Source organism: Leclercia sp. CFBP8987, assembly GCF_034044995.2.
GTDB classification, from domain to species: Bacteria; Pseudomonadota; Gammaproteobacteria; order Enterobacterales; family Enterobacteriaceae; genus Enterobacter; species Enterobacter tamurae.
Window position 1 is genome coordinate 3,592,460 of record NZ_CM188255.1, and the last position, 20,227, is coordinate 3,612,686.

Below are 20,227 nucleotides of genomic sequence, written 5' to 3' on the forward strand. Positions count from 1 at the left end.
TGGTTATTATTATGCAACAGATGTGCCAGAATGCAAATAAAAATATTAAAGTGTTAATTTATATGATTTTTTATAGATACCAGCGGTAATTTCGGATGGGATGATTTTCAGGCTATCTGTCGCTTATTAGCAACACCCTTGCAGGGTTATTCTGGGTGCTATAAATATCAACAGGTTAAATGTCGCCAATTGGCGACATCATAATGTGAGGGTTGTCGCACATTTGCGACACCGGGGAATTGCCGGGCGGCACGGCGTTTGCCCGGCCTACAAAACAAAACGGCAACCGTGGTTGCCGTTTTGGATTTAACCCAACTGCTTACGCGCGTTGCGGAAGATACGCATCCACGGGCTGTCCTCGCCCCAGTTCTCCGGGTGCCAGGAGTTGCTGACGGTGCGGAACACGCGCTCAGGGTGCGGCATCATCACCGTAACGCGGCCGCTTTCGCTGGTCACTGCGGTGATCCCGTTGGCAGAGCCGTTCGGGTTCGCCGGGTAGGTCTGCGTGACTTTACCGAAGTTATCGACAAAGCGCAGCGCCACCAGGCCTTTGCTCTCCAGCTCTGCCAGATGCGCGGCGTTACGCACTTCCACCTGCCCTTCACCGTGAGACACGGCAATTGGCATCTGCGATCCCACCATTCCCTGCAACAGCAGAGATGGGCTCTGGGTCACTTCCACCAGGCTGAAACGCGCTTCGAAGCGGTCGGACTGGTTACGCACAAAGCGCGGCCAGGCTTCGCTGCCCGGGATCAGCTCGCGCAGGTTCGACATCATCTGACAGCCGTTACAGACGCCCAGGGCCAGAGTCTGTGGACGGTGGAAGAAGGTTTCGAACTCGTCGCGGACGCGGTCGTTGAAGAGAATGGATTTCGCCCAGCCCTCACCGGCTCCCAGCACGTCGCCGTAAGAGAAGCCGCCGCACGCCACCAGCGCCTGGAAATCAGCCAGACCGGTCCGGCCTGCCAGCAGGTCGCTCATGTGCACGTCGATGGCATCGAAGCCCGCACGGTGGAAGGCAGCCGCCATCTCAACGTGGGAGTTGACGCCCTGCTCGCGCAGAACGGCCACTTTCGGACGGGCGCTCTTCGCGATATACGGCGCGGCGATGTCTTCATTGATGTCGAAAGAGAGCTTCACGTTCAGGCCCGGATCGGTGTCGTTGGCTTTCGCCTCGTGCTCCTGATCGGCGCACACCGGGTTGTCACGCAGACGCTGCATCTGCCAGGTGGTTTCTGCCCACCACATGCGCAGCGTAGAGCGGCTTTCGGCAAATACCGCCTGACCGTTGGATTCAATAACAAAGCGATCCCCGGTCACCGCTTTACCCAGATAGTGCACACAGTCACCAAGACCGTGCTGTGCCAGCAGGGCTTCTACCGCCTCGCGATCGGCAGCACGCACCTGAATTACCGCACCCAGCTCTTCGTTGAACAGCGCCGCCAGACGGTCGTCGCCCAGGCTGGCAATGTTGGCTTCCACGCCGCAATGGCCGGTGAAGGCCATCTCCGCCAGGGTAACCAGCAGGCCGCCGTCAGAACGGTCGTGGTAGGCCAGCAGTTTGCGTTGCGCCACCAGCGCCTGAATGGCGTCGTAGAAGCCTTTCAGCTGCGCTACGTCGCGTACATCTGCCGCCTTGTCACCCAGCTGACGGTAAACCTGCGCCAGCGCGGTGGCACCCAGCGTGTTGTGACCTTTACCCAGGTCAATCAGCAGCAGGGCGTTGTCTTCGGTAGAAAGCTGCGGCGTGATGGTATGACGCACATCTTCCACGCGGGCAAACGCAGTAATAACCAGCGACAGCGGAGAGGTCATCTCGCGCTGCTCGCTGCCTTCCTGCCAGCGGGTCTTCATCGACATGGAGTCTTTACCCACCGGAATGGTCAGACCCAGCGCCGGACAGAGCTCCTCACCCACCGCTTTCACCGCTTCGTACAGCCCGGCGTCTTCACCCGGGTGACCGGCTGCGGCCATCCAGTTTGCGGAGAGTTTGATGCGTTTGATGTCGCCAATCTGCGTGGCAGCGATATTGGTCAGCGCTTCACCTACCGCCAGACGGGCAGAGGCGGCGAAGTCCAGCAGGGCAACCGGGGAGCGTTCGCCCAGCGCCATCGCTTCACCGTAGTAGCTGTCGAGGCTAGCGGTGGTCACCGCGCAGTTCGCCACCGGCACCTGCCACGGGCCAACCATCTGATCGCGGGCAACCATGCCGGTCACGGTGCGGTCGCCGATGGTGACAAGGAAGGTTTTCTCCGCCACGGCCGGGAGATGCAGAACGCGGTTAACCGCCTCGGCAACGGTCACACCCTGCAGGTTGAGGGCTTTGCCGCTGGCCTTGCGGGTCTGTACGTCGCGGGTCATCTTCGGCGTTTTACCCAACAGCACATCCAGCGGCAGGTCAATCGGCTGGTTGTCGAAATGGGTATCGCTCAGGGAGAGGTGCATCTCTTCGGTGGCTTCACCGATCACCGCATACGGGGCGCGCTCGCGGCGGCACAGCTCATCGAACAGCGGCAGCTGATCCGGGGCCACCGCCAGCACGTAGCGCTCCTGGGATTCGTTACACCAGATCTCCAGCGGGCTCATGCCTGGCTCATCGCTCAGGATGTCGCGCAGATTGAAGCGACCGCCGCGGTTGCCGTCGCTCACCAGCTCCGGCATGGCGTTGGAGAGACCGCCCGCGCCGACGTCGTGAATAAACAGAATTGGGTTGGCGTCGCCCAGCTGCCAGCAGCGGTCGATCACTTCCTGGCAACGGCGCTCCATCTCCGGGTTGTCGCGCTGTACGGAGGCAAAATCGAGATCCGCATCAGACTGGCCGGAGGCCATAGAGGAAGCCGCCCCGCCGCCCAGACCGATGTTCATCGCCGGACCGCCGAGTACGATCAGCTTCGCACCCACCACGATCTCGCCTTTCTGCACGTGATCGGCGCGGATGTTGCCGATCCCGCCCGCCAGCATGATCGGTTTGTGGTAGCCGCGCAGCTCTTCGCCGTTGTGGCTCTCCACTTTCTCTTCGTAGGTACGGAAATAGCCGTTCAGGGCCGGACGACCAAATTCGTTGTTAAACGCCGCGCCGCCCAGCGGGCCGTCGGTCATGATATCAAGCGCAGTCACAATGCGCTCCGGCTTACCGAAATCCTCTTCCCATGGCTGTTCAAAGCCCGGAATACGCAGGTTGGAAACGGAGAAGCCCACCAGACCCGCTTTTGGTTTTGCCCCACGACCGGTAGCGCCTTCGTCACGAATTTCGCCGCCGGAACCGGTCGCTGCACCCGGCCACGGCGAGATCGCCGTCGGGTGGTTATGGGTTTCGACCTTCATCAGGATATGCGCAGGCTCGTGATGGAAGTCATAGCGCCCTGCTTCGCGATCGGCGAAGAAGCGGCCCACCTCGGAACCTTCCATCACCGCGGCGTTGTCTTTATAAGCAGACAGCACGTGGTCAGGGGTTTTCTCCATGGTGTTTTTGATCATTTTGAACAACGACTTCGGCTGCTGCTCGCCGTCAATAACCCAGTCGGCGTTGAAGATCTTGTGGCGGCAGTGCTCGGAGTTAGCTTGGGCGAACATATAGAGTTCGATGTCGTTCGGGTTGCGGTTGAGCTTAACGAACGCGTCCTGCAGGTAGTCGATTTCATCTTCCGCCAGCGCCAGGCCCAGACGCAGGTTGGCATCAATCAGCGCCTGACGGCCTTCACCCAGCAGGTCCACGCTCTGGACGGGGGCTGGCTGGTGGTGGGAGAAGAGCTGCTGCGCGTCGTCCAGAGAGGCAAACACGCTCTCCATCATGCGGTCGTGCAGTTCGGTTGCCACAACGGCCCACTGCGCGTCAGTCAGGGTAGAGGCTTCAACATAATACGCCACGCCGCGCTCCAGACGGTCAATCTGGCTCAGACCACAGTTGCGGGCGATATCGGTTGCTTTAGAAGACCAGGGGGAGATGGTGCCCGGACGAGGCGTAACCAGCAGAAGTTTACCGTTTGGGGTATGGCTGCTCAGGCTTGGGCCATACTTCAGCAGGCGTTCAAGCCGGACCAAATCCTCTGCCGTTAAGGGAGCATTCAGGTCAGCAAAATGGACATACTCAGCGTAAATATTGCTTACCGGAAGGTCGGCCGCCTGAAAACGTGCCAGCAGTTTGTTGATACGGAAGGCAGACAGTGCAGGCGAACCACGCAGAATTTCCATCATAAGTCTCTCGTCTTCGAAGCGCCGGAGGCGCTTACAGTGTGCGCAAGGGGGAAAACGGGCGCCATTATAGTGGATCCTGAGCGCCGACGAAACCGTTTGCGTCGTAATAAAATCGACGCCGTCATTTAACCATTGGTGTTGCCTATCCCGCTAATAAGTTGCCAAGTGGCGTAACTTTACGCAAAATGCCGCGAAATCTTTGGTAATACTTGTTTTTACTGTGGCGACGACAAAGCAGAATAATAGACAGCGCATAGAATCAACTTATTGAAAAAATTAAAGATTAATTATCTGTTCATCGGCATCGTAACCTTGCTGCTGGCAGCGGCCCTTTGGCCTTCAATCCCCTGGTTCGGCAAGGCCGAAAATCGCATCGCCGCCATTCAGGCGCGGGGGGAGCTGCGCGTCAGTACCCTCTCCTCGCCGTTGACCTACAGCGCCATCAACAACAAAGCGATTGGCCTGGACTACGAGCTGGCACAGCACTTTGCTGACTATCTGGGCGTTAAGCTCAGGATCACCGTGCGCCAGAACATCAGCCAGCTGTTTGACGACCTGGATAATGGCAAGGCCGATATGCTGGCCGCCGGACTGGTCTATAACAGCGAGCGCAGCAAAAACTATCAGCCTGGCCCCACCTATTACTCCGTCTCGCAGCAGCTGGTCTATCGCGTCGGCAGCCTGCGCCCGCGCACCCTTGCCAGCCTCAGCGCTGAACAGCTCACCGTCGCCCCGGGGCATGTGGTGATTGACGACCTGCGGGCGCTGAAAGAGAAGAAGTACCCTGACCTCAACTGGACGGTGGATGAGAAGCTCGGCACTACGGCGCTGCTGCAGCAGGTCATCGACGGCAAACTGCCCTACACCATCGCAGACTCGGTAGCCATCAGCCTGTTCCAGCGTGTTCATCCTGAACTGGCAGTGGCGCTGGACGTCACTGACGAGCAGCCCGTCACCTGGTTCAGCCCGCTCGATGGTGACCAGACGCTCTCTGCCGCGATGCTCGATTTCTTCAACGGGATGAATGAGGACGGCACCCTGGCGCGTCTGGAGGAGAAATACCTCGGCCATGGGGATGACTTTGACTATGTCGATACCCGCAGCTTCCTGCGGGCGGTGGATAATGTGCTGCCGGATCTGCAGCCGCTGTTTGAGAAGTACGCCCAGGAGATCGACTGGCGCCTGCTGGCCGCTATCTCCTATCAGGAGTCGCACTGGGATGCCCTCGCCACCTCACCCACCGGGGTGCGCGGCCTGATGATGCTGACCAAAAACACCGCCCAGAGCCTGGGCCTGACCGACCGTACCGATGCCGAGCAGAGCATCAGCGGCGGGGCGCGCTATCTGCAGGCGATGATGGATAAGGTGCCGGAGACAGTACCGGAAGAGGAGCGGATCTGGTTTGCGCTGGCGGCCTACAACATGGGCTATGCCCATATGATCGACGCCCGCGCCCTGACGGCCAAAACCAAAGGCAACCCCAACAGTTGGGCAGACGTCAAACAGCGCCTGCCGATGCTGAGCCTGAAGCCGTATTACAGCAAGTTAACCTATGGCTATGCGCGTGGGCACGAGGCGTACGCCTACGTGGAGAATATCCGCAAATACCAGATAAGCCTGGTGGGGTATCTGATGGAGAAAGAGAGAGAGGCGCAGGCGGCCCAGCAGCTGGCGCAAAGTTATCCGGTGGTATCGCCGGATGAACTTACTCGCCCGATAACTTCGATTCTGCCTTTTGTTGCTTTTTCTGCTGACGCCGCATTCGAAAGAACTCACTTAGCATCTCCGAACACGCTGGTGCCAGCACCCCGCCCATCACGTTGACCTGATGATTCATGCCGGGATGTCTGAGCACATCCAGCAGCGAACCTGCCGCCCCGGTTTTTTCATCCCGCGCGCCATACACCACCGTGCCGATTCGGCTGTGGATCATGGCGCCGGAGCACATCACGCAGGGTTCGAGCGTGACATAGAGGGTGGTATCCAGCAGGCGGTAGTTTTGCAGCACCAGACCGCCCTGGCGCAGAGCCATAATTTCGGCATGGGCAGTGGGATCGTGACGCCCAATCGGGCGGTTCCAGCCTTCGCCAATCACCTGGTTATTGTGGACCAGCACGGCGCCCACCGGGACTTCACCCTCTTCCCAGGCGCGTTTGGCAAGCTGGAGCGCATGGCGCATCCAGTATTCATGATTAAGTTCAAGGTCGGACAACGCAGCATACTCCAGTCTGAAAAGCGGGCGCATTATACACACCCGCTATGCATAATCACAAAATCATTCCAGTTGCTGAAGTTCGCCAAGGGGGGTGACGCGCCAGCGGTGCTGGCAGAAGTACAGGAGGGGGTTATCCTGCTTGCTGTCGCTGTAGCCGCTGTAGAGGCGCAGCGGGGTACCAATTTTCTTCTCCAGCTGCACCACCTTCTCGTGGCCGAGGCAGCGCATGGTCAGCACCCAGCCACCGTATGCGCGCCCCATCTGGGTGGCGATCAGGTTGACGCGTGGCAGCCAGGGGGTATCGAAATAGACCTGCTCCACCAGCGACTGCGGCGAGCCGGTAATCAGCCAGATGTCAGCATCGTTGGCGTTGAGGTAGTTGGTGAGCCGCTCCTGCACCACCGGGAAGGCGGTGACATGCCCGCGAAACCAGCTGACAAACTCTTTCTCCAGCTGTTTAAGGCGCGCTTCGCTGTGGCCGAAGGTGCAGCCCCACAGCAGCAGGCTCATCGGCCAGCGGGCGGCGCGGCCTTTAACCAGCAACACGCCGCCGATGATGGGTAACAGAGGCAACACGAGCAGGGCATTCAGGGGTTGTCGGCGCAGTAAATAGCGCATAAATGTGCCGAACATATCCTGCTGATGCAGCGTTCCGTCCAGATCAAAAAAGACTACGCGACGCTCGTGATTGGCCAAACCTTACTCCTCTGGATCAGTAAACCCTAACAGCCAGGTAAACAGGAACCCGGCGATAACCGCTACCAGATAGCCTAACAGATAGAGCATGACTTTTCCGGTCACGATGGTTAATGCCAGCGGTAATCCGGAAATACCGAAGGTAATAACGGTCGCCACTTTCCAGTAACTGATGAGCGCCCCACCGACCGCACCACCAAGACAGGCACCGATAAACGGCTTGCCCAGCGGCAGGGTCACGCCGAAGATCAGCGGTTCACCGATCCCCAGCAGCCCGACCGGCAGCGCCCCTTTGATGACCTTTTTCAGGCGTTCATTCCGGGTTTTCATCAGCACCGCAATTGCCGCGCCGATCTGCCCGACACCGGCCATCGCCAGAATAGGCAGCAGCGCGTTGTAACCATGCGCCTGCACCAGCTCAACGTGGATCGGCACCAGGCCCTGATGTAAGCCGGTCAACACCAGCGGCAGGAAGGTGCCCGACAGTACCCCGCCCACGAGGAAGCCACCGCGATCGATAGCCCAGGAGGCGCCATGGGCGATGGATTCCGAGATCACGCCACCCAGCGGTTGCAGGGCGATAATCGCCACGCTGCCGGTGATTAAGGTTGTCAGCAGCGGATTAAAGATCAGCTCCAGCGAGCCCGGCAGGAGGTTGCGCAGCCGTTTCTCGATCCAGCACATCAACACCACCACCAGCAGCACGGCGATCACCCCACCCCGCCCAGGCTGCAGCGCTTCACCAAACAGAGTGATTTGCGCCAGCTGTGGGCTGGAGAGGATCCCCGCCATGACCCCGCCCATCGCCAGCGAGCCGCCAAACACTTTGGCGGTGTTGACCCCCACCAGAATGTTCATGATGGCAAAGACCGCGCTGCCGAAAATGCCGAGGATCCCCAGCAGGTTTGGATAGTGGGTCGCGAAGTCGCCAACAATGTCCGGGCGTTTCAGGATATTGATGATCCCGGTGATCAGCCCCGAGGCGATAAAGGCCGGGATCAGCGGAATAAAGACGTTGGCCAGCTGGCGCAGCGCGTCGCTCATCGGGGCTTTGTATTTGGCCTTCACCTGGGCTTTGGTACGCTCGGCATCATCCATCACCGCCCCGCCCATCAGGGAACGCATGGCGTCCACGACCTGCGCAGCCTTGCCAGGGCCGACGATCAGCTGATGCTGCTCCCCCTGCTTCACGTAGCCGCTGACCCCGGGCAGTTTTTTCAGCCGCGCCAGATCGAGCTTGTCATCATCCTGAACTTCCACCCGCACCCGCGTCATGCAGTTTTCCAGACGCAGAATGTTGTTCTCCCCGCCAATACCCGCAAGGATATCGCTGGCGAGGGCTGCTGTTTTTTCCATGTACGCCTCTTTAGTTTTCTAATGCCGCACGTAAGAATCCCTGATGCGCGTCGAGTCTGGCGCGCGCGGCTGCGGCATCCAGCCCGCTTAAGATCATCAGAATGGCCGGTTTGACGTCATACCCGGTCTGTTTCAACACCTCTTCCGCCTCGTCACGGGTGGTGCCGGTGGCTTCCACCACCATGCGGCAGGCCCGGTCGATGAGCTTCACGTTGGTGGCTTTCATGTCCACCATCAGGTTCTGGTAAACCTTGCCAAACTTCACCATCGCCCCGGTGGAGATCATGTTCAGCACCAGCTTTTGCGCGGTGCCGGATTTCAGGCGGGTGGAGCCGGTCAACGCCTCCGGGCCGACAACCGGCGAGATGGCGATTGCAGCGACCTGGGCAATGGGTGAGCCCGGGTTACAGGAGATTGCCACGGTGGTGCAGCCAGTCTGGTTCGCGTACTCGAGGCCGCCAATCACGTACGGCGTGCGCCCGGAGGCTGCCAGCCCGACCACCAGGTCCTGCGCGGTCAGGTTGAGAGCTTTAAGATCGTCTTCGCCGAGCTGTTTGCTGTCCTCGGCCCCTTCCACCGCTTTCAGCAGCGCTCCCGGTCCACCGGCAATCAGGCCGATGACCAGGCCATGCGGCACGCCAAAGGTTGGCGGGCATTCAGAGGCGTCCAGCACGCCAAGACGCCCGCTGGTGCCCGCTCCCATGTAGATGATACGCCCGCCCGCTTTCAGCGCGGCGGCGGCGGCATCCACGGCTTTCGCTACCTCGGGTAATGTCTCTTTCACTGCCTGCGCGACCAGCGTATCCTGTTGGTTAAAGCGATTAACCAGGTCAAGCGTGGAGAGCGCGTCGAGATCCAGGGTCTGTGGATTGCGGGATTCTGATACCAGTGAGCCGAGATTCATTTTTTTGTGCCTCAAGAATTTTTAATTCATAATAGTCGCATTATAATGGAATATAAAATTCATTCAGGCGAGCAGAATTCGCATTTGCTGCAGTCATCACATTTCGCCAGGAGTCTTTATGAACTGTTTAATTCGTATCCGCCAGCGATACGCGGGCTTTGCCCAGAGCGATAAAAAACTGGCGGACTTTTTACTTACCCAGCCCGATCGTGCCCGCCATTTAAGCTCCCAGCAGCTGGCAAGCGAGGCGGGCGTGAGCCAGTCCAGCGTGGTGAAATTCGCGCAAAAAATTGGCTTTAAAGGTTTTCCGGCGCTGAAGCTGGCGCTGAGTGAAGCCCTGGCCAGCAATCCGAATCCGCAGTCCATGCCGGTGCACAACCAGATCCGCGGCGACGATCCGATGCGCCTGGTGGGCGAAAAGCTGATCAAGGAGAAAGTTGCGGCGATGCACGCCACGCTGGACGTGAACAGCGAGGAGAAACTGCTGGAGAGCGTCGCCATGCTGCACGCGGCCCGGCGGGTGATCCTCACCGGGATCGGCGCGTCCGGGCTGGTGGCGCGCAATTTTGGCTGGAAGCTGAATAAGATCGGCCTGATCGCCATTGTCGAACAGGATATGCATGCCCTGCTGGCCACCGTGCAGGCGATGGCGCCTGACGATTTGCTGCTGGCTATCTCCTATTCCGGCGAACGTCGGGAGATTAACCTTGCCGCCGATGAAACCCTGCGCGTGGGCGGGAAAATTCTGGCGATCACCGGCTTTACCCCCAACGCGTTGCAGCAGCGGGCCACCCGCTGTCTTTACACCATTGCCGAAGAGCAGGCCACCCGCAGCGCGGCTATCTCCTCCACCAGCGCGCAGATGCTGCTGACCGACCTGCTGTTCATGGCGCTGGTTCAACAGGATCTGGAGCGGGCTCCGGAACGCATTCGCCACAGTGAGGCGCTGGTAAAAAAACTGGTTTGAACAGGGAATGAGCGTATAATGCCCGCCCTGTTTGTGTTGTTTCTGAGAATTTCCTGATGGCGCTGTTAATCACCAAAAAATGCATCAATTGCGATATGTGCGAACCTGAATGCCCGAACCAGGCGATTTCGATGGGGGACAGCATTTATGAGATTAACAGCGACCGTTGCACCGAATGCATTGGCCATTACGAGACGCCAACCTGCCAGAAGGTGTGCCCTATCCCCAATACCATCCTGAAGGATCCGGCACATTCTGAATCCGAAGAGCAACTGTGGGACAAGTTTGTCCTGATGCACCACGCGGACAAGATTTAACTTTCGATAATCACCGTGGCACAGGCGTAATGGCGTTCATCCGCCAGCGTGACGTGCATATGCGCCACGCCCAGCTTTTCCGCCAGCGTTAACGCCTCGCCCCACAGCCTGAGGCGCGGTTTACCCAATTCATCGTTAAACACTTCGAACTGATTAAACGCCAGGCCGTTGCGGATCCCGGTGCCGAAGGCTTTTGCCGCCGCCTCCTTCACCGCAAAACGTTTGGCCAGAAAACGCACCGGCTGCTGGTGCGTATTCCAGATGGCCCATTCGTTATCGCTGAGCACCCGGCGGGCAAGGCGATCGCCGCTACGGGCAATCACCGCTTCGATACGGTCAATCTCAACGATATCCGTGCCTAAGCCGAGGATAGCCATTACTTGCGCGCTTCCAGCATCAGGCGTTTCATCTCAGCCACCGCCTCTTTCAGGCCGCTCATCACTGCACGACCGATAATCGCATGGCCGATGTTCAGCTCGTGCATCTCCGGAATGGCGGCAATGGCTTTGACGTTATGGTAGGTCAGGCCGTGGCCGGCATTGACCTTAAGGCCGAGGCCCGCTGCATAGGTGGCCGCTCTGGCGATGCGATCCAACTCTTTCGCCCGGGTGGCGTCGTCTTCGGCATCAGCGTAGCAGCCGGTATGGATCTCGATGAACGGCGCGCCCACGTCGGCGGCGGCTTTAATCTGCGCTTCATCGGCATCGATAAACAGCGACACCAGGATCCCGGCATCCGCCAGGCGTTTGCAGGCATCACGCATCTTATCCAGCTGACCAGCCACGTCCAGCCCACCCTCGGTGGTCACTTCCTGACGCTTTTCCGGCACCAGGCAGCAGAAGTGCGGTTTGGTCTCAACGGCAATCGCCAGCATCTCTTCGGTGACCGCCATCTCCAGGTTCATGCGCGTATCCAGCGTCTGGCGCAGGACACGTACGTCACGATCGGTGATATGACGACGATCTTCGCGCAGATGCACGGTAATGCCATCGGCGCCCGCCTGCTCGGCAATGAATGCCGCCTGAACCGGATCGGGATATGCCGTCCCGCGCGCGTTACGCAGGGTGGCGATGTGGTCAATGTTGATGCCTAACAGTAATTCAGCCATGACAATCCTCGGTTTTCTTTTGATTCGTTAACGCTTCGGCACAAACTGCCGGAATAATTCGCGGCTCTTAAGGGGCTTGCCACCAAGATACGGCTTGAGCGCAATGCGGGTAAAGCGTTTTGCCGCCCGCAGGGTGCTGACGTCGGGAAACTCGCGCTCCGCCAGCGCCCGCAGATCCCGTCCGGTGAAGGTGCTGTTGTCGATAACGACGCTGGCGATAAAGCCCTTCTCTTCGCGATAGCGGTAGGTCATGGCGTCTTCGACCGGATCGCCGCTACCCGCACAGTGCAAAAAATCGACGCCGTATCCCAGATGCCCGAGCAACGCCAGCTCAAAGCGACGCAGCACCGGTTCAGGCGAGCCGGTAACGCCTGCCAGCGCCTGCAGACAGTGCAAATAGTCGAAAAAGAGTTCAGAGAAGCGGGTTTCATGTTCAAGAACGCGCGTGATCAGCTCGTTCACATACAGACCGCTGTACAGCGTAATACCAGAGAGGGGGAGCGCCAGAGAGACGGCTTCGGCACTGCGCAGGGTTTTGACTTCCCCACGTCCGCCAAAGCGTACCAGCAGCGGTGTGAAGGGTTGTAGCGCGCCCTTCAGATTAGAACGTTTTGAACGTGCGCCTTTGGCAACAAGGCGCACGCGGCCTGACTCTTCCGTGAAGAGGTCCAGCATCAGGCTGGTTTCGCTCCACGGACGGCTGTGAAGGACAAAGGCTCTTTGCCATCCATCCACGTTTTAGTGACTTAAACGTCGTCGCCGTAACCAAGACTACGCAGCGCGCGCTCGTCATCGGCCCAGCCAGATTTCACTTTCACCCACAGTTCAAGGTGAACCGGAGCTTCAAACATCTCCTGCATGTCCTTACGGGCTTCGATACCAATGGTTTTGATCTTGGCGCCTTTGTTGCCAATCACCATCTTCTTCTGCCCTTCGCGCTCAACGAGGATCAGCCCGTTGATGTCATACCCGCCGCGCTCGTTGGTCTGGAAACGTTCGATTTCCACGGTCACAGAGTATGGCAGTTCAGCGCCGAGGAAACGCATCAGCTTTTCACGGATGATTTCAGACGCCATAAAGCGCTGAGAACGGTCAGTGATGTAATCTTCCGGGAAGTGATGAATCGCTTCCGGCAGATGCTTACGTACGATGCCTGCGATGGTATCCACGTTCAGACCGGTCTCGGCAGAGAGCGGGACGATATCGAGGAAGTTCATCTGGCTACCCAGCCACTGCAGATGCGGCAGCAGATCGGCTTTTTCCTGCACGTTATCAACTTTGTTGACCGCGAGGATCACCGGCACTTTGCCGTCGCGCAGCTTGTTCAGCACCATCTCGTCGTCCGGCGTCCAGCGGGTGCCTTCAACCACGAAAATCACCAGCTCAACGTCTCCGATAGAGCTGCTCGCCGCCTTGTTCATCAGACGGTTAATGGCGCGTTTCTCTTCCATATGCAGACCCGGGGTATCGACATAAATGGCCTGATACGCTCCTTCGGTATGGATCCCGACAATACGGTGACGGGTGGTCTGCGCCTTGCGGGAGGTGATGGAAATCTTCTGTCCCAGCAGATTATTCAGCAGGGTTGATTTGCCTACGTTCGGACGTCCGACGATGGCAACAAAACCGCAGTAACTCTTTTCTTCGCTCATTCCAGCTCCAGCATTTTTAACGCCTGTTCGGCGGCAGCCTGTTCCGCCTTGCGACGGCTTGAACCTGTGCCAACCACCGGTTCACTCAGGCCACTGACCTGGCAATGGATGGTAAATTCCTGATCGTGTGCTTCGCCACGAACCTGCACCACCAGATAGGATGGCAGCGGCAGATGGCGACCCTGCAGATACTCCTGCAAACGGGTTTTTGGATCTTTCTGTTTATCACCCGGGCTGATTTCATCCAGGCGCGACTGATACCAGTTCAGGATCAGCTGCTCAACCTTCTGGATGTCGCTGTCGAGAAAAACACCACCGATTAACGCTTCGACGGTATCCGCGAGAATAGATTCACGACGGAAGCCGCCGCTTTTCAGTTCGCCAGGCCCGAGTCGCAGGCACTCACCCAGTTCAAATTCACGGGCAATTTCGGCGAGCGTATTGCCACGTACCAGCGTTGCGCGCATGCGGCTCATATCACCTTCGTCCACACGCGGGAAACGATGATAAAGCGCATTCGCAATAACAAAACTTAAAATGGAGTCGCCCAGAAATTCGAGTCGCTCGTTGTGTTTGCTGCTGGCACTGCGATGGGTTAATGCCTGTTGCAACAACTCCTGATGCTGAAAAGTGTAGCCCAGCTTCCGTTGAAGCCGATTAATTACGATGGGGTTCATGCGATACCAATAGAATAAATGCGTCAAAAATGCAGCACACGAAACCGTCCTGAGGGAGCCAACGCGGTTTCGTGTGCCGTGGCACTGAATCAGCGCCAACCTTAAACTTCGGGGGAATATTCTATACGCAACGACAGGGGTTGTCGTTAGTCAGAAGAGATTTATCACTGAAATAATTCACGTAGCCTCTAATTAAAGAGACTACGTGCTCATTTATCAGGAATTAATGGATGCCGCCAATACGATTTAACCGTACGCCGGTTGGCCACTCGCCTTCCTGTTTCTCAAAGCTCATCCAGATGGTGGTCGCTTTGCCAACCAGATTCGCTTCCGGCACAAAGCCCCAGTAACGGCTGTCCGCGCTGTTGTCGCGGTTATCACCCATCATGAAGTAATGTCCCGGTGGCACAATCCAGGTCGCCAGCTGCTGTCCCTGCTGCTGATAGTACATCCCCAGCTGATCCTGAGCGATGGAGACGGTCAGGATACGGTGCGTTACATCACCCAGCGTCTCTTTACGCTCGTTCAGACGAATACCGTTCTCTTTGGTCTCGCCTTTTGGCAGCTGGAAGAATCCGCTGGTGGCTTCGCCGCCGTTGCGACGGGCAAACGTCTGCACGAAATCACTTGGCTCAACGCCGGAGTAGGTTACCGCCAGCGCGCTTCCGCACGCCGTACCGGAGCTGCAGCCTGGCTGAACCGTCACCTCTTTCGAGACCGGATTATACGTCACCTTATCGCCCGGCACGCCGACGGTGCGCTTGATGTAATCCAGACGCGGATCGTCCGGATATTTAAACACCACGATATCGCCACGTTTCGGATGACCGGTTTCGATCAGCGTCTTCTGATAGATCGGATCTTTAATGCCGTAGGCAAACTTCTCCACCAGAATAAAATCACCGATCAGCAGCGTTGGCATCATCGAACCGGATGGGATCTGAAAAGGTTCATAGATAAACGAACGCACCACCAGCACAATCGCCAGCACCGGAAAGACGGAAGCGCCGGTTTCCAGCCAGCCCGGCTTCGGGCTGACCTTTTTCAGGGTTTTCGCATCCAACTGGTCGCCCGTGGCCGCCTGTGCGGCAGCCTGACGTTCGTGGCGTTTCGGGGCAAAGATAAACTTATCCAGACACCACAACAGCCCCGTCACCAGGGTGGCAATCACCAGGATCAGGGCAAACATGTTCGCCATGCCAACTCCTTATAGGATTATTTTCCGTCTTTACCCACGTGCAGAATGGCGAGGAACGCTTCCTGCGGCAGCTCGACGTTACCGACCTGCTTCATACGCTTCTTACCTTCTTTCTGCTTCTGGAGCAGCTTTTTCTTACGGCTGACGTCACCGCCATAGCATTTTGCCAGAACGTTTTTACGCAACTGTTTCACCGTCGCACGGGCGATGATGTGGTTGCCAATGGCCGCCTGAATCGCAATGTCGAACTGCTGGCGTGGGATGAGCTCTTTCATCTTCTCGACCAGCTCGCGACCACGGTACGGGGCATTGTCGTTGTGGGTGATCAGCGCCAGCGCATCAACGCGCTCGCTGTTGATCAGCACATCCACACGCACCATGTTAGAGGCCTGGAAGCGTTTGAAGTTGTAATCCAGGGACGCATAACCGCGGGAAGTGGACTTCAGACGGTCGAAGAAGTCGAGCACCACTTCCGCCATCGGGATTTCATAGGTCAGCGCAACCTGGTTACCGTGGTAAACCATGTTGGTCTGCACGCCGCGTTTTTCGATACACAGCGTGATGACGTTACCCAGGAACTCCTGCGGCAGCAGCATGTGACACTCCGCGATCGGCTCGCGCAGCTCATGAATATTATTCAGCGGCGGCAGCTTGGATGGGCTGTCGACGTAGATAACTTCTTTCGAAGTGGTCTCTACTTCGTAGACTACCGTCGGGGCGGTGGTGATCAGGTCCAGATCGTATTCACGCTCCAGACGCTCCTGGATGATCTCCATGTGCAGCAGGCCGAGGAAGCCACAGCGGAAGCCGAAGCCCAGCGCCGTTGAGCTTTCTGGCTCATAGAAGAGGGAGGCATCGTTCAGGCTCAGCTTGCCGAGCGCGTCACGGAAGTTCTCGTAATCGTCAGAGCTGACCGGGAACAGACCCGCGTAAACCTGCGGTTTTACCTTTTTGAAGCCTGGCAGCGCTTTATCTGCCGGGTTACGCGCCTGTGTCAGGGTATCGCCTACTGGTGCGCCGAGAATGTCTTTAATGGCGCAAACCAGCCAGCCTACCTCGCCGCATTTCAGCTCGGTACGGTCAACCTGTTTTGGCGTGAAGATCCCCAGACGGTCAGCGTTATAGACCTGTCCGGTGCTCATCACTTTAATTTTGTCGCCTTTGCGCATGGTGCCGTTTTTGATACGCACCAATGAGACAACGCCGAGATAGTTATCGAACCAGGAGTCGATGATCAGCGCCTGCAGTGGCGCATCAGCGTCACCTTCCGGGGCCGGGATGTCACGCACCAGACGTTCCAACACATCGGGAACGCCGACGCCGGTTTTTGCCGAACAGCGCACAGCGTCCGTGGCATCGATACCGACGATATCTTCAATCTCTTCCGCTACGCGCTCAGGATCGGCGGCTGGCAGGTCGATTTTGTTCAGAACCGGCACCACTTCAAGGTCCATTTCCATCGCGGTATAGCAGTTGGCCAGGGTCTGGGCTTCTACGCCCTGCCCGGCATCAACCACCAGCAGCGCGCCTTCACAGGCCGCCAGCGAACGGGATACTTCATAGGAGAAGTCAACGTGGCCTGGGGTGTCGATAAAGTTGAGTTGGTAGGTTTCACCGTCAGACGCTTTATAGTCGAGCGTAACGCTCTGCGCTTTAATGGTAATACCGCGTTCGCGTTCCAGGTCCATGGAGTCCAGTACCTGGGCTGCCATTTCACGATCAGACAGGCCACCGCAAATCTGGATAATACGGTCAGACAGCGTCGACTTACCGTGGTCAATGTGAGCAATGATCGAAAAGTTACGTATGTTCTTCATATAGTTAAATAATTATGCCTTACGAATTCCTGGAGGCCGCTGTTCATAGCCTGACGTTTTTCAGTGCGAAAACGCAGCATTCTACACTACATCTCCTTCACCGGGAAATGCTCTTCCAGCAAGCTTAGCGCTTAGATCCGGCGTTTTCTTTTATGAGATGTAAATAAACAAAGCCCGGTGACATCACCGGGCTTCAGAAGAGAGCATTTCGACACGAAGTTGATCGGGGGGCAAGCCGACGCTGAGAATAACGGGCTGCCACTCCTCGCGCACGGCAAGCCTGGACGAAAAGCCGCGGGCGAGTAAAAAGCCACCCACGCCCCCCAGGGCTGCACCGCACATCGCGGCAGGATCGGTACCAAACAGCACCTGGAATAGACCGCCCAGGGCGAACAGCCCCACCAGCGGAGAGAGATAGACCAGCATCGCCGAGCCGAGCAGGCTGCCTTCGGCGATCCCTAACTCGACTTTTTGACCTGTCACCAGCGGCTCTGTGCTGGGCACGCTAATGGTATGTGATGTTTGCGGCCCGAGTTTGTTCAGCACCCGACTTCCGCAACCGGCGCGGGAGGCGCAGCTGTTACAGGACGCTTTAACGTCACAGTGAACCAGCGCAACGCCCTCATGCCATGAAACGACAGTTGCCCACTCTTTGATCATTGTCCGGCCCTGAATTTAATGCTGTCGGCGATGCGTTTCGCCGTCTGCGGCGGCAGTTCGCCCACCACGGTGATCTCGGCGTTATCACGCACGCTGGTACTCACGGTGCGGCGTCCGGTACGCAACATCTGATCGGCGCTGACCGGTGTTGCCCGATTGACGTTAACCGAGAAGCTGAACAGACCGTCGGAGTAAAGACGGGATTCAACCGCGGTATCAATCGTCGGCAGCTGACGTCGACTGCTGGACACTTCACTGAAGCCCTGAGGGATCCAGTCTGGTGCCCAGTTAAACTTGATGGGATCGCCTGCCGGCACAGAGAGCAGCGGCGGCAGGTTGGCTTTTGCCAGATTCTGCATGCTGTTGCCGACCTGATCGTCAATGGTGAAGGAGATCACCCGGAACTGTTCCAGCGTCTCGCCATCACGATCCAGCAGATCAACCCGCATGGGTAATTTTGTTTCCGCATCCATCCAGACGATATAGCTGTAACGCGTTCCGTCCCTTGCAACCACACGCAGTACTTCACATAGCCGATCGGCGATGCGGGTACGACCTACGGCGATAAAATCGTAGTAAGGGGCAAGCCGTTTGAAGTCGGTATAGATGAGCGAAGGCAGCGAATCAACGATGTAATCGCCGTTCAGCGTAAAGGGTTCAAGACCCGGCTCAAAATAGCTGATTTCATTGCCACGCTGCACGACTTCGCGGCGCGGACCATCCATCTGCAAAAGCTGGGCAAGCGGCTGTTTATCAAGACGGGCATGGCGATAGCGTAACGACTCTACACCCTGCTTATTGATACTGATAAAAGCCAGCTCATAGTTGAGTGACTGGCTGGCCTGGTTCATCTGCTGTAACAACGCCCCGGACGATACATCAGCCGAGGCGTTGACAGTGAACAACAGGCTACCCGCCATCAGAGACATGGCGCACCAAAGTTGCTTCATTACTGCGATTGCGTTCCTAAAGTTTGGTTTCCAGGCACTTGCACAGCAGCCTGCTGGGTTTGCGCCTGCTCAAACTGAAGTTGCTCGGAATGCAGACGGCGCTGCAATTCGTAGTCCTGCAACATCGCATTAATGCGACGGCGTTGCTCTTGTACCTGCTGCTGCTGACCGGCGCCTGCCGATGCATCAGAAGGAATACCCAGGCTTACCGGGCTGGCTTTGCCCATCATCGGCAGTGTGTTAAACACTGGCGCTTCAGGTTGCTGGCTCACTTCAGATTGATTGTTATACTGCTGGACGCCAACAATAACTGCAAGCGATACGCACGCAGCGACGCCCATTTGCGTCAGTTGACTCGCCCAGGGACGCACTTTGTTCCAGAAAGGCATCTTCTGCCACAGGTGCGGTGCCGGTTGGGCTTCAGGAATCAGCGGAGTGGCCTGAGAAACAGGTTCATTCTCGATGGCAGCCATTACGCGAGCTGAGATATCGAAATGGAGGACGTCGCTGGTATCACCGCGCAAGGTATCGCGGATGAGATGATAACTCTCCCAGGTTTTTTGCATCTCAGGAGAGCGAGAGAGCTCGTTGAGCATCTCGCTGTCCAGCGTCTCACCATCCATTAAAGCGGAAAGTTGTTCTTTCTGCATGCCTAATACCTTTTCCAGTATCCCGCTATCGTCAACGCCTGATTAGCGGTTGAACTTTATTATCAATAGCTTCTCGCGCACGAAAAATTCGTGAGCGAACCGTACCGACCGGGCAATCCATGATAGCGGCTATCTCTTCATAGCTCAGGCCATCTAACTCCCGCAACGTAATTGCCATGCGTAAATCTTCCGGGAGCGACTCGATGGTGCGAAAAACTATTTGTCTCAGTTCTTCTGACAACATTAAGTTCTCAGGGTTCGAAATTTCTTTTAACGCGCCGCCGCTTTCAAAATTTTCTGCGTCGATGGCGTCAACATCGCTTGAAGGCGGACGACGGCCCTGAGCGACGAGGTAGTTCTTGGCAGTATTGACCGCAATACGATACAGCCAAGTGTAAAAAGCACTATCTCCCCGGAAAGATTCCAGCGCGCGATAGGCCTTGATAAAAGATTCTTGCACCACATCAGGAACATCCCCTGAGGGTACATAGCGGGATACCAGACTCGCCACCTTATGCTGGTAGCGCACCACCAGTAAGTTAAAGGCTTTCTGATCTCCCTTCTGGACCCGTTCAACCAGAATCTGGTCCGTTAACTGCTCGCTCATCCGAGGTAATGTCTCCCCAAACCTAAAATCCACGCGTTATCGAAACGCCACTCCAAACACTGCACTGTGAGCAAGCAGTTGCTTTGAGGGTCTTTTTTTCGAAAAGTTCCGTCACGCCTTTGTTTTTGTTAATCGCGTCGCAGACTGTTCATTTTCTATCATTATAAGTCTGATACTGAAACGCACCCAGTTTCTGATAAGAATTGGCATTTTACCGCTTGCAGGGTACCGCAAGACGGGCTTTATTTCACCACATAAT

At 57.1% G+C, this 20,227-nt stretch carries 20 protein-coding genes; 3 read left to right on the forward strand and 17 right to left on the reverse strand.

Annotation, left to right across the window (positions count from 1 at the left end; translation table 11 throughout):
- Positions 1-306 precede the first annotated feature (306 nt).
- A complete protein-coding gene (purL, locus tag SOM40_RS17255) occupies positions 307-4,194 on the reverse strand; it encodes a phosphoribosylformylglycinamidine synthase (protein ID WP_320530409.1) in 3,888 nt (1,295 codons plus the stop codon).
- 267 nt (positions 4,195-4,461) lie between these two features.
- Here purL and mltF point away from each other — a divergent pair, with 267 nt between their 5' ends.
- Positions 4,462-6,018, forward strand: a complete 1,557-nt coding sequence (mltF, locus tag SOM40_RS17260; protein WP_146145531.1) for a membrane-bound lytic murein transglycosylase MltF — start codon at positions 4,462-4,464, stop codon at positions 6,016-6,018.
- Here the strand turns inward: mltF and tadA are convergent.
- Genes tadA through murQ form a run of 4 tightly spaced genes read right to left on the reverse strand, consistent with a single transcriptional unit; the run spans position 5,900 to position 9,365 of the window.
- Positions 5,900-6,439, reverse strand: coding sequence for a tRNA adenosine(34) deaminase TadA (gene tadA / locus SOM40_RS17265; RefSeq protein WP_225758273.1), 540 nt, complete (start codon positions 6,437-6,439; stop codon positions 5,900-5,902). The two genes, mltF and tadA, sit on opposite strands and share 119 nt — an antisense overlap.
- 30 nt (positions 6,440-6,469) lie before the next feature.
- Positions 6,470-7,105: a phosphatidylglycerophosphatase C gene (gene yfhb, locus SOM40_RS17270; RefSeq protein WP_106994571.1), complete on the reverse strand. Its 636-nt coding sequence runs from the start codon at positions 7,103-7,105 to the stop codon at positions 6,470-6,472.
- 3 nt (positions 7,106-7,108) lie between these two features.
- The gene (locus tag SOM40_RS17275) at positions 7,109-8,461 is read right to left on the reverse strand and encodes a PTS transporter subunit EIIC (protein WP_106994570.1); all 1,353 of its coding nucleotides are present in this window, start codon (positions 8,459-8,461) and stop codon (positions 7,109-7,111) included.
- A 10-nt stretch (positions 8,462-8,471) separates the two neighbouring features.
- Positions 8,472-9,365 (reverse strand): N-acetylmuramic acid 6-phosphate etherase, encoded by an 894-nt coding sequence (murQ, locus tag SOM40_RS17280; protein ID WP_166183389.1) that lies wholly within the window; start codon positions 9,363-9,365, stop codon positions 8,472-8,474.
- A gap of 118 nt (positions 9,366-9,483) precedes the next feature.
- Between murQ and SOM40_RS17285 the strand changes: the two genes are divergently transcribed.
- Together SOM40_RS17285 and SOM40_RS17290 are read left to right on the forward strand one after the other, a co-directional pair.
- Positions 9,484-10,332, forward strand: a complete 849-nt coding sequence (locus SOM40_RS17285; protein WP_166183391.1) for a MurR/RpiR family transcriptional regulator — start codon at positions 9,484-9,486, stop codon at positions 10,330-10,332.
- A 56-nt stretch (positions 10,333-10,388) separates the two neighbouring features.
- On the forward strand, positions 10,389-10,649 hold the full coding sequence (locus tag SOM40_RS17290; protein WP_106994567.1) for a YfhL family 4Fe-4S dicluster ferredoxin: 261 nt from the start codon (positions 10,389-10,391) through the stop codon (positions 10,647-10,649).
- On the opposite strand, the gene acpS is transcribed toward SOM40_RS17290, so the two are convergent.
- The 12 genes from acpS to rseD all read right to left on the reverse strand — a co-directional run bounded on the left by acpS (position 10,646) and on the right by rseD (position 20,042).
- Positions 10,646-11,026 (reverse strand): holo-ACP synthase, encoded by a 381-nt coding sequence (gene acpS / locus SOM40_RS17295; protein WP_106994566.1) that lies wholly within the window; start codon positions 11,024-11,026, stop codon positions 10,646-10,648. The two genes, SOM40_RS17290 and acpS, sit on opposite strands and share 4 nt — an antisense overlap.
- Positions 11,026-11,757 carry a pyridoxine 5'-phosphate synthase gene (gene pdxJ, locus SOM40_RS17300; protein WP_106994565.1) on the reverse strand — a complete coding sequence of 244 codons (732 nt, stop codon included), beginning with the start codon at positions 11,755-11,757 and terminating at the stop codon, positions 11,026-11,028. Before pdxJ ends, acpS begins: the two co-directional genes overlap by 1 nt.
- A 27-nt stretch (positions 11,758-11,784) precedes the next feature.
- Positions 11,785-12,492, reverse strand: a complete 708-nt coding sequence (gene recO, locus SOM40_RS17305) for a DNA repair protein RecO (protein WP_262673035.1) — start codon at positions 12,490-12,492, stop codon at positions 11,785-11,787.
- Positions 12,493-12,503: 11 nt separating this feature from the next.
- Positions 12,504-13,409, reverse strand: coding sequence for a GTPase Era (gene era, locus SOM40_RS17310; RefSeq protein WP_106994563.1), 906 nt, complete (start codon positions 13,407-13,409; stop codon positions 12,504-12,506).
- Entirely contained in the window at positions 13,406-14,086 is a 681-nt protein-coding gene (gene rnc, locus SOM40_RS17315) for a ribonuclease III (protein WP_106994562.1), read from the reverse strand. The genes era and rnc overlap by 4 nt, the downstream gene beginning before the upstream one ends.
- Before the next feature lie 223 nt (positions 14,087-14,309).
- On the reverse strand, positions 14,310-15,284 hold the full coding sequence (gene lepB / locus SOM40_RS17320) for a signal peptidase I (RefSeq protein ID WP_142486736.1): 975 nt from the start codon (positions 15,282-15,284) through the stop codon (positions 14,310-14,312).
- 17 nt (positions 15,285-15,301) lie between these two features.
- A complete protein-coding gene (gene lepA / locus SOM40_RS17325; protein ID WP_106994560.1) occupies positions 15,302-17,101 on the reverse strand; it encodes a translation elongation factor 4 in 1,800 nt (599 codons plus the stop codon).
- A gap of 183 nt (positions 17,102-17,284) precedes the next feature.
- Complete coding sequence (gene rseC / locus SOM40_RS17330) at positions 17,285-17,761, reverse strand: SoxR-reducing system protein RseC (RefSeq protein WP_106994559.1); 477 nt, start codon at positions 17,759-17,761, stop codon at positions 17,285-17,287.
- Complete coding sequence (rseB, locus tag SOM40_RS17335) at positions 17,758-18,711, reverse strand: sigma-E factor regulatory protein RseB (protein ID WP_106994558.1); 954 nt, start codon at positions 18,709-18,711, stop codon at positions 17,758-17,760. The genes rseC and rseB overlap by 4 nt, the downstream gene beginning before the upstream one ends.
- Positions 18,711-19,361, reverse strand: a complete 651-nt coding sequence (gene rseA / locus SOM40_RS17340) for an anti-sigma-E factor RseA (RefSeq protein WP_106994557.1) — start codon at positions 19,359-19,361, stop codon at positions 18,711-18,713. Before rseA ends, rseB begins: the two co-directional genes overlap by 1 nt.
- Positions 19,362-19,392: 31 nt before the next feature.
- Positions 19,393-19,968 carry an RNA polymerase sigma factor RpoE gene (gene rpoE, locus SOM40_RS17345; protein ID WP_032613187.1) on the reverse strand — a complete coding sequence of 192 codons (576 nt, stop codon included), beginning with the start codon at positions 19,966-19,968 and terminating at the stop codon, positions 19,393-19,395.
- Positions 19,965-20,042, reverse strand: a complete 78-nt coding sequence (gene rseD, locus SOM40_RS17350) for a rpoE leader peptide RseD (protein WP_223263911.1) — start codon at positions 20,040-20,042, stop codon at positions 19,965-19,967. Before rseD ends, rpoE begins: the two co-directional genes overlap by 4 nt.
- Between the last annotated feature and the right edge of the window lie 185 nt (positions 20,043-20,227).

Bases quoted from the DNA above. Each gene is read 5' to 3' on its own strand.
- purL (WP_320530409.1), bottom strand. From the start codon at position 4,194: ATGATGGAAATTCTGCGTGGTTCGCCTGCACTGTCTGCCTTCCGTATC.
- tadA (WP_225758273.1), bottom strand. From the start codon at position 6,439: ATGCGCCCGCTTTTCAGACTGGAGTATGCTGCGTTGTCCGACCTTGAA.
- SOM40_RS17275 (WP_106994570.1), bottom strand. From the start codon at position 8,461: ATGGAAAAAACAGCAGCCCTCGCCAGCGATATCCTTGCGGGTATTGGC.
- murQ (WP_166183389.1), bottom strand. From the start codon at position 9,365: ATGAATCTCGGCTCACTGGTATCAGAATCCCGCAATCCACAGACCCTG.
- SOM40_RS17285 (WP_166183391.1), top strand. From the start codon at position 9,484: ATGAACTGTTTAATTCGTATCCGCCAGCGATACGCGGGCTTTGCCCAG.
- SOM40_RS17290 (WP_106994567.1), top strand. From the start codon at position 10,389: ATGGCGCTGTTAATCACCAAAAAATGCATCAATTGCGATATGTGCGAA.
- acpS (WP_106994566.1), bottom strand. From the start codon at position 11,026: ATGGCTATCCTCGGCTTAGGCACGGATATCGTTGAGATTGACCGTATC.
- pdxJ (WP_106994565.1), bottom strand. From the start codon at position 11,757: ATGGCTGAATTACTGTTAGGCATCAACATTGACCACATCGCCACCCTG.
- era (WP_106994563.1), bottom strand. From the start codon at position 13,409: ATGAGCGAAGAAAAGAGTTACTGCGGTTTTGTTGCCATCGTCGGACGT.
- rnc (WP_106994562.1), bottom strand. From the start codon at position 14,086: ATGAACCCCATCGTAATTAATCGGCTTCAACGGAAGCTGGGCTACACT.
- lepB (WP_142486736.1), bottom strand. From the start codon at position 15,284: ATGGCGAACATGTTTGCCCTGATCCTGGTGATTGCCACCCTGGTGACG.
- lepA (WP_106994560.1), bottom strand. From the start codon at position 17,101: ATGAAGAACATACGTAACTTTTCGATCATTGCTCACATTGACCACGGT.
- rseC (WP_106994559.1), bottom strand. From the start codon at position 17,761: ATGATCAAAGAGTGGGCAACTGTCGTTTCATGGCATGAGGGCGTTGCG.
- rseB (WP_106994558.1), bottom strand. From the start codon at position 18,711: ATGAAGCAACTTTGGTGCGCCATGTCTCTGATGGCGGGTAGCCTGTTG.
- rseA (WP_106994557.1), bottom strand. From the start codon at position 19,361: ATGCAGAAAGAACAACTTTCCGCTTTAATGGATGGTGAGACGCTGGAC.
- rpoE (WP_032613187.1), bottom strand. From the start codon at position 19,968: ATGAGCGAGCAGTTAACGGACCAGATTCTGGTTGAACGGGTCCAGAAG.